Annotated in this window: 12 protein-coding genes and 1 pseudogene; 4 read left to right on the top strand and 9 right to left on the bottom strand. The window is 61.5% G+C overall.

Annotated features, from left to right (window positions below; all coding sequences use genetic code 11):
- Positions 1-47: 47 nt before the first annotated feature.
- The 3 genes and pseudogenes from ACP7E3_RS20610 to ACP7E3_RS20600 form a co-directional block, all read right to left on the bottom strand.
- Positions 48-302 (bottom strand): annotated as a pseudogene (locus tag ACP7E3_RS20610) (NADPH-dependent 7-cyano-7-deazaguanine reductase QueF); the annotation flags it as partial.
- A gap of 81 nt (positions 303-383) precedes the next feature.
- Positions 384-1,214 (bottom strand): NADPH-dependent 7-cyano-7-deazaguanine reductase QueF, encoded by an 831-nt coding sequence (gene queF / locus ACP7E3_RS20605; protein WP_261755030.1) that lies wholly within the window; start codon positions 1,212-1,214, stop codon positions 384-386.
- 95 nt (positions 1,215-1,309) lie between these two features.
- Entirely contained in the window at positions 1,310-1,840 is a 531-nt protein-coding gene (locus ACP7E3_RS20600) for a cupredoxin domain-containing protein (protein WP_426124211.1), read from the bottom strand.
- 156 nt (positions 1,841-1,996) lie between these two features.
- On the opposite strand from ACP7E3_RS20600, the gene ACP7E3_RS20595 reads away from it, so the two are divergent.
- Together ACP7E3_RS20595 and ACP7E3_RS20590 are read left to right on the top strand one after the other, a co-directional pair.
- Entirely contained in the window at positions 1,997-2,677 is a 681-nt protein-coding gene (locus tag ACP7E3_RS20595) for a heavy metal response regulator transcription factor (RefSeq protein ID WP_046384314.1), read from the top strand.
- Entirely contained in the window at positions 2,674-4,077 is a 1,404-nt protein-coding gene (locus ACP7E3_RS20590) for a heavy metal sensor histidine kinase (protein WP_046385342.1), read from the top strand. The genes ACP7E3_RS20595 and ACP7E3_RS20590 overlap by 4 nt, the downstream gene beginning before the upstream one ends.
- A 56-nt stretch (positions 4,078-4,133) precedes the next feature.
- On the opposite strand, the gene ACP7E3_RS20585 is transcribed toward ACP7E3_RS20590, so the two are convergent.
- Genes ACP7E3_RS20585 through ACP7E3_RS20575 form a run of 3 tightly spaced genes read right to left on the bottom strand, consistent with a single transcriptional unit; the run spans position 4,134 to position 7,380 of the window.
- A complete protein-coding gene (locus ACP7E3_RS20585; protein WP_046384315.1) occupies positions 4,134-5,378 on the bottom strand; it encodes a lipoprotein-releasing ABC transporter permease subunit in 1,245 nt (414 codons plus the stop codon).
- Between the two features lie 60 nt (positions 5,379-5,438).
- Positions 5,439-6,122, bottom strand: coding sequence for a lipoprotein-releasing ABC transporter ATP-binding protein LolD (lolD, locus tag ACP7E3_RS20580; RefSeq protein WP_017477213.1), 684 nt, complete (start codon positions 6,120-6,122; stop codon positions 5,439-5,441).
- A gap of 7 nt (positions 6,123-6,129) precedes the next feature.
- Positions 6,130-7,380: a lipoprotein-releasing ABC transporter permease subunit gene (locus tag ACP7E3_RS20575; protein WP_128191937.1), complete on the bottom strand. Its 1,251-nt coding sequence runs from the start codon at positions 7,378-7,380 to the stop codon at positions 6,130-6,132.
- A 94-nt stretch (positions 7,381-7,474) separates the two neighbouring features.
- Between ACP7E3_RS20575 and ACP7E3_RS20570 the strand changes: the two genes are divergently transcribed.
- Both ACP7E3_RS20570 and ACP7E3_RS20565 read left to right on the top strand, forming a co-directional pair.
- Positions 7,475-8,059, top strand: coding sequence for a PilZ domain-containing protein (locus ACP7E3_RS20570; RefSeq protein ID WP_017848787.1), 585 nt, complete (start codon positions 7,475-7,477; stop codon positions 8,057-8,059).
- Positions 8,060-8,103: 44 nt separating this feature from the next.
- The gene (locus tag ACP7E3_RS20565) at positions 8,104-8,826 is read left to right on the top strand and encodes a glycerophosphodiester phosphodiesterase (protein ID WP_017848786.1); all 723 of its coding nucleotides are present in this window, start codon (positions 8,104-8,106) and stop codon (positions 8,824-8,826) included.
- A 42-nt stretch (positions 8,827-8,868) separates the two neighbouring features.
- On the opposite strand, the gene sthA is transcribed toward ACP7E3_RS20565, so the two are convergent.
- The 3 genes from sthA to ACP7E3_RS20550 form a co-directional block, all read right to left on the bottom strand.
- Positions 8,869-10,263, bottom strand: a complete 1,395-nt coding sequence (gene sthA / locus ACP7E3_RS20560; protein WP_046384317.1) for a Si-specific NAD(P)(+) transhydrogenase — start codon at positions 10,261-10,263, stop codon at positions 8,869-8,871.
- 188 nt (positions 10,264-10,451) lie between these two features.
- A complete protein-coding gene (locus ACP7E3_RS20555; protein WP_426124207.1) occupies positions 10,452-11,462 on the bottom strand; it encodes an FAD:protein FMN transferase in 1,011 nt (336 codons plus the stop codon).
- 287 nt (positions 11,463-11,749) lie between these two features.
- The gene (locus ACP7E3_RS20550; RefSeq protein WP_046384318.1) at positions 11,750-13,213 is read right to left on the bottom strand and encodes a glyceraldehyde-3-phosphate dehydrogenase; all 1,464 of its coding nucleotides are present in this window, start codon (positions 13,211-13,213) and stop codon (positions 11,750-11,752) included.
- Between the last annotated feature and the right edge of the window lie 149 nt (positions 13,214-13,362).

The raw sequence follows: 13,362 nt of genomic DNA, 5'->3' as shown, positions 1-13,362 counted from the left end.
TCCGCTATCGGGGGCAAGCCCCCTCCCACATTGGGTTTGTGTAAAGGTTACTGGCGCGCCAGGCGCAGGTTCTGGAACGGCACCGCCTCAGTACTGCGATACGGGTTGATATCCAACCCGCCCCGCCGCACATACCGCGCATATACCGTCAACTTCTCCGGCTTCAGCAGGCGCTGCAAGTCCAGGAAGATCCGCTCCACGCACTGCTCATGGAAGTCCGAGTGCTGGCGAAAGCTCACCAGATACTCCAACAGGCTGGCGTGATCCAGCTGTGCGATGTGGGAGGGGGCTTGCCCCCGATAGCAGTGGGTCAGGCACAGAGACTGTGACTGACACTCCGCTATCGGGGGCAAGCCCCCTCCCACATTGGGTTTGTGTAAAGGTTACTGGCGCGCCAGGCGCAGGTTCTGGAACGGCACCGCCTCAGTACTGCGATACGGGTTGATATCCAACCCGCCCCGCCGCACATACCGCGCATATACCGTCAACTTCTCCGGCTTCAGCAGGCGCTTCAAGTCCAGGAAAATCCGCTCCACGCACTGCTCATGGAAGTCCGAGTGCTGGCGAAAGCTCACCAGATACTCCAACAGGCTGGCGTGATCCAGCTGTGCGCCGCGGTATTGCACGGCCACGCTGCCCCAGTCGGGCTGGCTGGTGACCGGGCAGTTGGATTTGAGCAGGTGGCTGTACACGCTCTCCTCGACAATGCGCGAGTCATCGCAACGCAGCAGTTCCGGACGCGGATGTTCGTAGTTGCTGACGCTGATATCCAGGTCATCGATGCACACTCCCGGCAACGCCACCACGCCTTCGGCTTCAACCTCGGCCAGGCTGCGCACGCGCACGCCCACCGGCTTGCCGGCAGCAGCGCTGAGGTCGGTGCGCAACGTCGCCTCCAGACTTTGCGTATCAGCAAACACGGTCTGGTTCAGCGAGTTGAGGTACAGCTTGAAGGACTTGGACTCGATGATATTCGGCGAGTCGGCCGCAATGCTGAATTCACCGATGGCCACCACCGGCTTGCCCGACGGCAGCAGCCAGGACAGTTCGAAGCAGTTCCAGAAATCCACGCCCGTGTACGGCAGGGTCTCGGCGCTCAGGCCCAGCTCGGCCCATTTCGCGGCGCGCGGAATCGGGAACAGCAACGAAGGGGTGTAGGTGGAGATGTATTCACTGGACTTGCCCAGCGGCGAATGTTCGGCTGCGGGATGCATGGCGGAAACCTGGCTAAATTAACCCCACCAGTCTACCAGCCTTTGCCCCCGCCTCTAACAACCGCCGCATCGACACCGTCAGTTGCCGCAGCGGCTCAATCGACGTTGATCTTGCCGACCATGCCCGCCTGGTAGTGCCCGGGAATATTGCAGGCAAACTCCAACCCGGTGGCTTTGCTGAAGGTCCAGGTCAACTCGGCGGTTTTACCCGGTCCGACCAGAACACTGTTGGGATCATCGTGCTTCATCCCGCCCATATTGCCCATATTGCCGTGCTCCATGGCGCCGTGGTCCATCTTGCCCATGCCGGTGGCGTTCAGCATGCCGCTGGCCTGCATCTGCATCATTTGCTTCTGATGCTCCGCATGCATGGCCGCATCGCCCAGGTTGAACTCATGGAGCAACTGGCCTTTGTTGACCAGTACAAAGCGCACGGTCTCACCGGCCTTTACGTCCAGGGACTTGGGCGAAAAGGACATATCCTGCAGCACCACTTCCACGGTGCGCGTGGCCTTATCGGCAGATGCCGGCTGGCCGAATGCATAGGTGTGGGCCGGGCCGGCCATTGCTCCGACACTCAACGCCAACAGGCAGCCCGCCAACAACAAGGGGGTACGCAATGCCATCTCAATTCTCCAAAGGTGTGGGATCAGTCTGAGGACCACTCTAAGATTGCAGCGCTGCCAGCCAGCTGACTGCTAGATTACAACTTTGTCAGGTTGCGCCCCTCCCCTGGCCACCACGGTATAAAGCCTGACGTGACCCGCCGCCAAGAGCTGCCCATGAAACTGCTGATCGTCGAAGACCAACCCAAAACCGGCCATTACCTGCGCCAAGGCCTGACCGAAGCCGGTTTTACCACCGAGCTGGTGGCCGACGGCACCAGCGGCCAACACTTGGCGCTGACCGGCGATTACGACCTGCTGATCCTCGATGTGATGCTGCCCGGTCGCAATGGTTGGCAGATCCTACAGGCCGTGCGCAGCGCTGGCCTCGACGTCCCGGTGCTGTTTCTCACCGCCCGCGACGCAGTGGAAGACCGCGTACACGGCCTGGAACTGGGCGCCGACGATTATCTGGTCAAGCCGTTCGCCTTCTCCGAACTGCTTGCGCGGGTGCGCAGCCTGTTGCGCCGTGGCAGCAGCGCACCGCAGGAAACCACCCTGCAACTGGCCGACCTGCGCCTGGACCTAATCCGCCGCCGCGTCGAGCGCGACGGCCAGCGCATCGACCTCACCGCCAAGGAGTTCGCCCTGCTCGAACTGCTGCTGCGGCGCCAGGGCGAAGTATTGCCCAAGTCGCTGATCGCGTCCCAGGTGTGGGACATGAACTTTGACAGCGACACCAACATCATCGAAGTGGCGATCCGCCGCCTACGCCTGAAAATCGACGACAACTTCCCCAATAAACTCATCCACACCGTGCGCGGCATGGGTTATGTGCTGGAGGAACGATGCAGTTGATCAAGCGACTGTCCCTGGCCAGCCGCCTGGCCCTGCTGTTTGCGGCCTGCACCGCGGTGGTCTCGTTGCTCGCCGGCGTGCTGTTCAACCGCGCCAGCGAGGCGCATTTTGTCGAGCTGGACCAGCAACTGCTCGAAAGCAAACTGGTGGCGCTGCGCAGCACCTTGCAGGGCGTCGACTCACCGCAGCTATTCGCCCAGCGCGAAGCGCAACTGCGCGCCGAGCTCAATCGCCAGCCCGACCTCGCAGTACGCATCACCGCCGCCGGCCAGCGCTGGTTTGACGGCGCGCCGACCATTGCCCTGCCCGAGTCGCCCGGCCTGCACAGCCTGCAAAACGCCGGCATCGACTACCGCGTGTACAACGCGCCGCTAAGGCCGGGCCAACCCGACTCGCCGCAACTGAGCCTGATGCTCGACATCACCCACCATCAGCACTTCCTGCAACGCATGCAGCATTTGATCTGGCTCACGGTCAGCCTCTCGGCCCTGGCCACCGCGCTGCTCGGCGCCTGGGCGGCGCGCAGCGGGCTGCGACCGTTGCGGCGCATGGGCGAAGTGGCCGCCAGCGTGTCGGCCCACTCCCTGACCCAGCGTTTGCCCGAGCAGGGCATGCCGGTGGAACTGGCGGAACTGGCCCAGGCCTTCAACGCCATGCTGGGCCGACTGGACGACGCGTTCCAGCGCCTCTCGGCGTTCTCCGCCGATATCGCCCACGAACTGCGCACGCCCCTGTCGAACTTGTTGACCCACACCCAAGTCATCCTCACCCAGCCGCGCCCGCTGGAGGATTACCGCGAGGCGCTGCACAGCAACCTGGAAGAGTTGCAGTGGATGGCGCAACTGGTGAACGACATGTTGTACCTGGCCAAGGCCGATCACGGGCTGTTGGCGCCCACGCGCGAACCGTTGAAGCTCGCGGACGAAGTGGACGCGCTGCTGGAGTTCTTCGTCTTGCTGGCGGAAGACGCACACGTCAGCCTGGTGCGCGAGGGTATGGCTCACACAACCGGCGATCGCGGCATGTTGCGCCGGGCATTGTCGAACCTGCTGGATAACGCGCTGCGCTTTACGCCCGCGGGCGGCGAAGTGCGGGTGCATCTGGCGCAGGGCGCACAAGGCGTGACGCTGACAGTGGAGAACAGCGGCGAAGGCATTCCCGCGGAGGTGTTACCGCGGTTGTTCGACCGCTTCTACCGGGCCGACCCGGCGCGGCATGAAGGCAGCAGTGAACACGCGGGGCTGGGGCTGGCGATTACCCAGTCGATTGTGCGGGCGCATGGCGGGCGGATTTATTGCGAGTCTGAGCCGGGGTGGACGCGGTTTGTGATCGAGTTGCCAGGGGGGGTTGATGCAAGCTGTGCCGGCGCTATCGGGAGCAAGCTCCCTCCCACATTTTGAATGTATTCACAGATCAAAATGTGGGAGGGGCTTGCTCCCGATAGCGGTCTTAAATCCTACGAATACCTGAGGGCATGCGCCGGCTCGATCTTCGCCGCCCGATACGCCGGGTAAACCGTGGCCAAAAAGCTCAACACAAACCCGGCCGAGCAGATCAGCAGCACATCCCCACCCTGCAATTGCGAGGGCAGGTTGCTGACGAAGTACACGTCCGAACTGAAGATATGCTGCCCGCTCACGCGCTCCAGCCAACCCACCAGCTCACTGACGTTGAGCGCCGCAATCACGCCCAGCACACCGCCGATCAGGGTGCCGATGATACCGATCACCGTGCCCTGCACCATGAAGATCGCCATGATCTGCCGTGGCGTGGCGCCGATGGTCCGCAGGATCGCGATGTCCGCGCCCTTGTCGTTCACCACCATGATCAACGTGGCAATGATGTTGAACGCCGCCACCGCGACGATCATCAGCAACAGCAGGCCGATCATGGTTTTTTCCATCTTCATCGCGCTGAACAGACTGCCCTGGGTGTGGGTCCAGTCATCCGCCTTGTAGGCCGCACCGAGGCTGGCGGCGATGTCCGCCGAGACCTTGGGCGCCGCGTACAAGTCCTTCACCGCCAGGCGCACGCTCTGCACCTGGTTCGGCTGCCAATGCTGAATTTCTGCAGCGTCGGCCATATGGATCAACGCCATCGAACCGTCCAGCTCGGCGCCGACCTTGAAGATACCGACCACGTTCAATCGCTGCATGCGCGGGGTGATGCCACCCGGCGCGCTGCTGATTTCCGGGACGATCAGGGTCAGCTTGTCGCCCACGTTCAGGCGAAAGCGCCGCGCGGTGATTTCACCGACCACCACGCCGAACTCGCCGGGCTTCAAGTCTTCCAGTTTGCCCTGGACGATATGCTGGGCCACGATCGACACCTTGCCTTCCTGGGCCGGATCGACGCCGCTGATCTCGATCGGCTGCATCGCGCCCTTGTAGGAGAACATACCGTCCATCTGCGTGAACGGTACTGCGGCAGTCACTTCGGGATTCTTCATCGCCGCCGCAGCCACCGGCTGCCAGTTGTCGATCGGGTTCACGCCGACGATGGTGGCGTGAGGCACCATGCCGAGGATGCGCGAGCTCATTTCGCGTTGAAAGCCATTCATCACCGACAACACCACGATCATCGCCAGCACGCCCAGGGCGAGGCCGATCATCGAGGTCATCGAGATAAACGAAACAAAACGGTTGCGGCGCTTGGCGCGGGTATAGCGCGTGCCGATGAAAATCGATAACGGTCTGAACATTCGCTTGCACCGCCTGAAAAAATGAAAAAACCCGGCGTCATGCACCGGGCTTGAAACAGGTCAGATGGCGACCAGATGACCTTCCTGCAGGTGCAGTACGCGGTCCATCTGCCGGGCCATGCTCATGTCATGGGTCACCACCAGGAACGCGGTACGCATCTGGGTGCTCAGTTCGAGCATCAAGTCCTTGATGCCCTGGGCGGTGTGGGAATCGAGGTTGCCGGTCGGCTCGTCGAGCATCACCAGGCCCGGGTTGTTCACCAGGGCACGGGCAATCGCCACACGCTGGCGCTCACCGCCAGACAATTCGGCCGGTTTGTGCTCCAGGCGATGGCCGAGGCCAACGCGCTCCAGCAAAGCCTTGGCACGCTGGCGCGCCTCTGGGATCGCGGTCTTGCCGATCAGCAGCGGCATGCACACGTTTTCCAGGGCGGTGAACTCCGGCAACAGGTGGTGGAACTGGTACACGAAACCCAACGAACGGTTGCGCAGTTGGCCGCGGGCCTTTTCGCCGAGGGCCGAGAGTTCTTCGCCGGCCAGCCACACGCTGCCCTGGGACGGCGTATCGAGGCCGCCCAACAGGTTGAGCAAGGTACTTTTGCCGGAACCGGAACTGCCGACGATCGCCACGCGCTCGCCGGGGTGCAGCTCAAGTTGCAGGTTGGACAACACCACCACCGATTCCGGACCTTCCTCGTAGGACTTGCCCAGGTTGCGGCAGCTCAGGATTGCTTTTTCACTCATGCCCGATTCACTCATAACGTAAGGCCTGTGCTGGCTGGGTACGTGCCGCGCGCCAGGCTGGATACAGGGTGGCAAGGAAACTCAGGACCAACGCAGCGCCGCCCACCATCAGCACGTCCTGGGCCTGAACCTGGGACGGCAAGTAATCGATGAAGTAGACGTCGGCGTTGAGAAACTTGTGGCCGATCAGGGTTTCGAGGCCGGCGATGGCAGCGCTGACGTTGAGCGCCGCCAGAATGCCCAGCGCGGTGCCGATCAAGGTGCCGACCACGCCGATCACCGTGCCCTGCACCATGAAGATCGCCATGATCTGCCCCGGCGTGGCGCCCAGGGTGCGCAGGATGGCGATGTCGCCCTTCTTGTCGTTCACCACCATCACCAGGGTGGAGATGATGTTGAAGGCCGCGACGGCGACGATCAGCAGCAACAGCAGGCCGATCATGGCTTTTTCCATGCGGATGGCCTGGTACAGGTTGCCGTGGGTACGGGTCCAGTCGCGGGCGTAGTACTGGCTTTCACCCAGGTGCTGGGCGATTTCCCAGGCGCCGCGCGGGGCGTCGAACAAGTCGTTGAACTTCAGGCGCAGGCCCTGCACCTGGTCCGGCTTCCAGCGATGCAGACGTGCCAGGTCGGTGAGGTTGGTCAGGCCGAGGTAGCCGTCGATCTCGCCAGCGCCGACGTGGAAGGTGCCGACCACGGTAAAGCGCTTCATGCGCGGGAACATGCCGGCTGGGGTCACGGTGACTTCCGGGGCGACGAAGGTCAGCTTGTCGCCGATGCCCACGCCGAGCTTGGCTGCGGCCTTGTCGCCGATGACGATACCGAAGCTGCCGGGCGCCAGGTCGTCAAGTTTGCCCTGCAGCATGAACTTGTCGATGATCGAGACCTTGCGCTCCTGGACCGGGTCGATGGCATTGAGCAGGATTTTCTGCACCTTGCCGTCATTGGTCAGCAACCCTTGCATCTGGGTGAACGGCGCCACGGCCACGACCTTGGGGTTCTGCTTGACCTTGTCGGCCAGGCTTTGCCAGTCGCTGATCGGTTCACCCGACTCGATGGTCGCGTGGGGCACCATGCCCAGCACGCGGGTACGCATCTCATGATCGAAGCCGTTCATCACCGACAACACCACGATCATCACGACCACGCCAAGGGCGAGACCGATCATCGAGGTCAAGGAAATGAACGACACAAAATGATTGCGACGCTTTGCACGGGTATAACGCGTGCCAATAAATACGAAGAGAGGTCTGAACATGTCGGGGCTTGTTCGGAGGAAAAGAAGACGTCCCGGTGGCGGGGTCTGGTAAGCAGCTTTACACTCAGACCATTACCGCTACTTTGGGTTCGCCATGTCGACATTAGATGAAGAAGAACGCCGCGAATACTACCGTATCGACGACATGATCGCACTTCAAATCAAAAGCCTGTCCGCCCCCGAAGCGGCGAGCAAGGAAGTGTTGCTGGATGATTCGCCGCTATTCAATCTACTCAGTGAACTGCACCTGAGCGAATTCGAAGCCCAACACCTGTTGCGCCAGCTCAGCGAGAAAGATCGCAGCCTGGCCGCCCTCCTCCGAATCCAGAACAAACGCCTGGATCTGCTCAGCCAGATCATGGCGCGCGGCCTACTGGATGAAGTCGGCGCACCGCAGCCGGTGATCATTTCCGAAGGCGGCATCGACTTCCTGCACCCGACGCCCCTGGCACTCGACGCCCACCTGGCGGTCAAGCTGGTGCTGATGCCCCAGGCGCTGGGCCTGCTGTTACGGGCGCGGGTCACCCATTGCGATGCCAAGGGCGGCGCTTTTGCCATTGGCACGGAATTCGAATCGATGACCGACGCCCAACGCCAACTGCTGGCGCGCTACATCCTGCAGAAACAGGCGCAGCAACGGCGCCTGGCGCGGGAACAGAGCGACGCCAAAGACACCTGAATTCGTATTCACCCCGCCAGACGACCTGGCGCAAAGGAGCAACTGTGACCCTGATCTACGGCCACCGCGGTGCCAAAGGCGAAGCACCAGAAAACACCCTGACCAGCTTCCAGCAGTGCCTCAAGCACGGTGTACGCCGTTGCGAATTGGATTTGCACCTGTCCATGGACGGCGAACTGATGGTCATCCACGACCCGACCCTCAAGCGCACCGCCGACCGGCGCGGCAAAGTCGTCGAGTATTCGGCGGCAGACCTGGTGAAGATGGACGCCCGCAAAGGCGGCCCCGGCTGGATCAACCCCTGCCCGATCCCGCGCCTGGAAGAACTGTTTGAAAAGTGCGACTTCGATCACTGGCAACTGGAAGTCAAAAGCGCCTCGCGCACCCGCGCCGCGACCACCGTGCTGGCGATCCGGGAAATGGCCGTGCGTTTCGGCCTCATGGACAAGGTCACAGTGACCTCAAGCTCACGGGAAGTGTTGAAAGCGGCGGTGGAACTCACCCCGGACCTGTCGCGCGGGCTGGTGGCCGAATACGCCTGGCTCGACCCGCTGAAGGTCGCGCAAAACTATGGCTGTGAGTTTCTGGCGTTGAACTGGACGTTGTGTACCCCCGAGCGTCTGGAAAAAGCCCAGCGCCAGGGATTGCACGTGTCGGTGTGGACAGTCAACGAACCTGCGCTGATGCGCAGGCTCGCCGACTTCGGCGTAGATAGCCTGATTACAGACTTTCCCGGTTTGGCCACTGCCACGCTCGAGAATTACTGAAATCGGTCTCCCCGGCCGGCTCAGGCCACCGGCCGGAGCCGCTCAAAAAAGCCGGTTGAGGCCGTCGTAGGCCGCGACCCGATAGGCTTCCGCCATGGTCGGGTAGTTGAACGTGGTGTTGACGAAATACTTGAGGGTATTTTGCTCGCCCGGCTGGTTCATGATGGCCTGGCCGATGTGGACGATCTCCGAAGCCTGGTAGCCGAAGCAATGCACGCCGAGGACTTCCAGGGTTTCACGGTGGAACAGAATCTTCAGCATGCCTTGCGGCTCGCCGGCGATCTGCGCACGCGCCATGCTCTTGAAGAACGCCTTGCCCACTTCGTAAGGCACCTTGGCCTTGGTCAGTTCGTGTTCGTTCTTACCGATCGAGCTGATCTCCGGAATCGTGTAGATCCCGGTCGGCACGTCGTTCACATAGCGCCAGCTGCCATTGTCGACAATGCTGCCGGCGGCCGAACGGCCCTGGTCATGGGCGGCGCTGGCCAGGCTTGGCCAGCCGATCACGTCGCCGGCACCGTAGATATTCGACACGCAGGTGCGATAGTTCTCGTCCACTTCAATCTGGCCACGGTTGTTGACCTTGACCCCGACATTTTCCATGCCCAGCTTGTCGGTGTTGCCGGTACGACCGTTGCACCACAGCAAGGCGTCGGCCTTGATCTTCTTGCCGGACTTGAGGTGCAGGATCACACCGTTGTCCAGGCCTTCGACGCGCTCGTACTCTTCGTTGTGGCGCACGGTGATGTTGTTGTTGCTGAAGTGATAACTCAACGCCTGGGAAATTTCCGAGTCGAGGAAGCTCAGCAACTGGTCACGGTTGTCCACCAGCTCTACCAGCACCCCCAGGCCGCTGAAGATCGAGGCGTATTCGCAGCCGATCACGCCGGCGCCATAGATGATCAGTTTGCGCGGGGTATGGCCCAGGCTGAGGATGGTGTCGCTATCGTAGATACGCGGGTGGAGGAAATCGATATCCACCGGGCGATACGGGCGCGACCCGGTAGCGATGATGATGTGCTTGGCCACCAGCTTCTCGACCACGCCGTTGGAGCAGACCACTTCGACGGTTTGCTCGTCGGCGAAGCTGCCGGTGCCGAAGAACAGGTCGACACGGTTACGGGCGTAATAGCCGGTCCGCGACGCCACCTGCTTGGCGATGACTTTTTCCGCGCTTTTGAGCACGTCCGGGAACGAAAACCAACGCGGCTCGCCAATGGCCCGGAACATCGGATTGGTATTGAACTGCATGATCTGGCGCACTGAGTGACGCAAGGCCTTGGACGGGATGGTACCCAGGTGGGTGCAGTTTCCGCCGACCTGGCGACGGCTATCGACCATTGCCACCTTGCGCCCTGCCTTCGCGGCGTTCATCGCCGCACCTTCTCCAGCCGGGCCGGAACCCAGTACTACCACGTCGTAGTTGTAGACAGCCATGCGTACTCCTCAGAACAGGCCAGGCGCGCGGTTTGACGCCTGGCTAAATCATGCCGCGGCCAGCGGTCATGAAGGACAATTTGGCTCAAGTGTGTGAACCGGGGCACAGTCTATATAAGGCTCAACGCCGCGCACATTAACCCTTGGTCGCGTCGTAGGCCAGTTTTGCCTTTACTACACAGCGTGGATTACGGTTTCACAGCGGTCATCTGTTCGAACGCCGGATTACTGCGCGTGACAAAAACATCCCCCTCGCGCTGCACAAAAAACGCGGCGATCTGGTGCTGTTCGGCGTAGTCCCAGCCTTGCTCCGGCCCAAGGATCAACAGCAACGTCGACAACCCATCGGCCATCAGCGCCGACGGGTGCAACACTGTCACCGATGCCAGTTGATGGGTAATCGGCGCGCCGGTCCGCGCATCCAGGGTGTGGGAATAGCGCCGACCACCCTGCTGGAAATAATTACGATAGTCACCCGATGTGGACACACCAAAGCCGTCTACGCGGATGATTTTTTCGGCGACCTGCTGGTCATCGCGAGGCTCTTCCAGCGCGACGCGCCAGGGCGAACCATCCGGTTTGTGGCCGGCAGCCTTGAGTTCGCCGGTGGCTTCGGCGAGGTAGTGATGGATACCCAAGCCGCTCAACAGCTCGGCGATACGATCCACCGCGTAACCGGCAGCAATGCTGTTGAAGTCGACCTCGACGGCGGCGTCCTTGCACAGCTGTTCGCCGTCGATGCGCAGATGCTGGTGACCGACCCGTTGAAGCACCTCGGCCAGCGTCGCGGCGTCCGGCACCTTGAGTTGCCGGGCCTGGGGCCCGAACCCCCACAGGTTCAGCAGCGGTTCCACCGTCAGGTCGAACGCACCCGCGCTGGCCTGGGACAGTTGCTCGCCGGTACGCACCAGTTGCAGCACCGGCGCAGGCATCGGCTGACAGCTATTGGCGGGCAGATTGTTGAAACGCTCGATATCCGAGTCGCTGCGGTAGGTCGACAGCTGTCGGTCGACATCCCCCAGGATTTTTTCCACCTGGCGCTGCAGCTCTTTCGGCGTAGGTGCCGTGGAGCTTCTGACATACTGGATCGAATAGGTGCTGCCCATGGTCGGGCCCCCAAACTGCTCCAGCGTATCGCCGCCACAGCCGGCCAGCGCCGCAAAACCGCACACCATCACTATCTGTCGCAGATTGCCCATAAACCTGATCGCCGTCGAAAAGTGAATTAACCCGCAGGCACACACCCTGGCAGGACCGCCCATTATGCGGCATGCCGTTATCTGTTTATGGCTGATGTTCGCACTCCCGGCGCTCACCAATGAGGCGGATCGTCTCACCTTGGCCGGCCACAGTTGACGGCGTATCGCCTGAAAAAATGCATGCCCCTGTAGGCGCGGGCTTGCGCGCGATGCCTCCCACACAGCCGAAACCCACAGGCAGAAAAAAGCCCCGAACCAGTCGGGGCTTTTTCATTCAACCTGAACGCTTAGCGCGGGAATGCAGGCGGGTTGACCCCAGCCATGTCTTCCATCACACGAACGACCTGGCAGCTGTAGCCGAACTCGTTGTCGTACCACACGTACAGCACAACACGGTTGTCCTGGGTAATGGTCGCTTCCGCGTCCACCACACCGGCGTGGCGCGAGCCAACGAAGTCGGTGGAGACCACTTCCTGGGAGTTGACGAAGTCGATTTGCTTATGCAGATCGGAGTGCAGCGCCATGTAGCGCAGGTACTCGTTCATCTCGTCGCGAGTAGCGGCTTTCTCAAGGTTCAGGTTGAGAATGGCCATCGACACGTTAGGCGTCGGTACGCGGATCGCGTTACCGGTCAGCTTGCCGGCCAGCTCAGGCAGGGCCTTGGCGGCAGCGGTGGCGGCACCGGTCTCGGTGATCACCATGTTCAGCGCGGCGCTGCGACCACGGCGATTGCCCTTGTGGAAGTTGTCGATCAGGTTCTGGTCGTTGGTGTACGAGTGAACGGTTTCGACGTGACCGTTGATGATGCCGAACTTGTCATTGACTGCCTTCAGCACCGGCACGATGGCGTTGGTGGTGCAGGAAGCGGCGGACACGATCTTGTCGTCAGCGGTGATTTCCGTGTGGTTGATGCCGTGAACGATGTTCTTCAGCTTGCCTTTGCCAGGCGCGGTCAGGACAACGCGGGCAACGCCCGGGCAGGTCAGGTGCTGGCCCAGGCCTTCGGCGTCGCGCCATACGCCGGTGTTATCCACCAGCAGGGCGTCCTTGATGCCGTACTGGGTGTAATCCACCTCGGTCGGGTTCTTCGCGTAGATCACCTGGATCAGGTTACCGTTGGCGGTGATGGTGTTGTTTTCTTCGTCGATGACGATGGTGCCGTTGAACGGACCGTGTACCGAGTCGCGACGCAAGAGGCTCGCGCGCTTGGCCAGGTCGTTCTCGGCGCCCTTGCGTACCACGATGGCGCGCAGGCGCAGGCCGTCGCCGCCACCGGTTTTACCGATCAGGATGCGTGCCAGCAGGCGGCCGATACGACCGAAGCCGTAGAGCACAACGTCAGTGCCTTTACGGGCGGAGGCGTTCTGCTTGCCGACCACGTCGGCCATTTCTTCACGCACGAATTGCTCGACGGAACGGCCGTTGGCTTCAGCGCGGAACTTGGCGGCCAACTTGCCCAGGTCTACCGAAGCCGCGCCGAGCTTGAGCTCGCTCATGGCTTTGAGCAGAGGGAATGTTTCGTGGACGGAGAGTTCGCTGTCGTTGGTCGAACGATGGCGAGCAAAGCGATGCGCCTTGAGAATCGCGATGACTGACTGGTTGATCAGACTGCGGCCATAGATCGAGCTCACCACATTGTTATTGCGGTACAGCTGACCGATAAGCGGGATCATCGCTTCAGCGAGTGCTTCACGGTCGATCCATTCACCAAGACACTGGTCGGGCTTCTGAGTCACGGGAACCTTCCACATGTAGGGGCTGAAAAAAGGGGCTACATTATGCCGCCCGGCCGCCCCCGGAGCAATGCGCGTCCTACAACAAAAAGCGCTTACCCAAAAAAGCCATCTCGCTGCAGCCCAGTAAATACGCGGGTTCCAGAAGGCCACTAGTGGAGCGGGCA

The organism is Pseudomonas sp. PSPC2-3 (assembly GCF_049898265.1).
Lineage (GTDB): Bacteria > Pseudomonadota > Gammaproteobacteria > Pseudomonadales > Pseudomonadaceae > Aquipseudomonas > Aquipseudomonas veronii.
The sequence above is the reverse complement of the archived record's forward strand: the minus strand, read 5'-3'. Positions and strand labels throughout refer to the sequence as shown.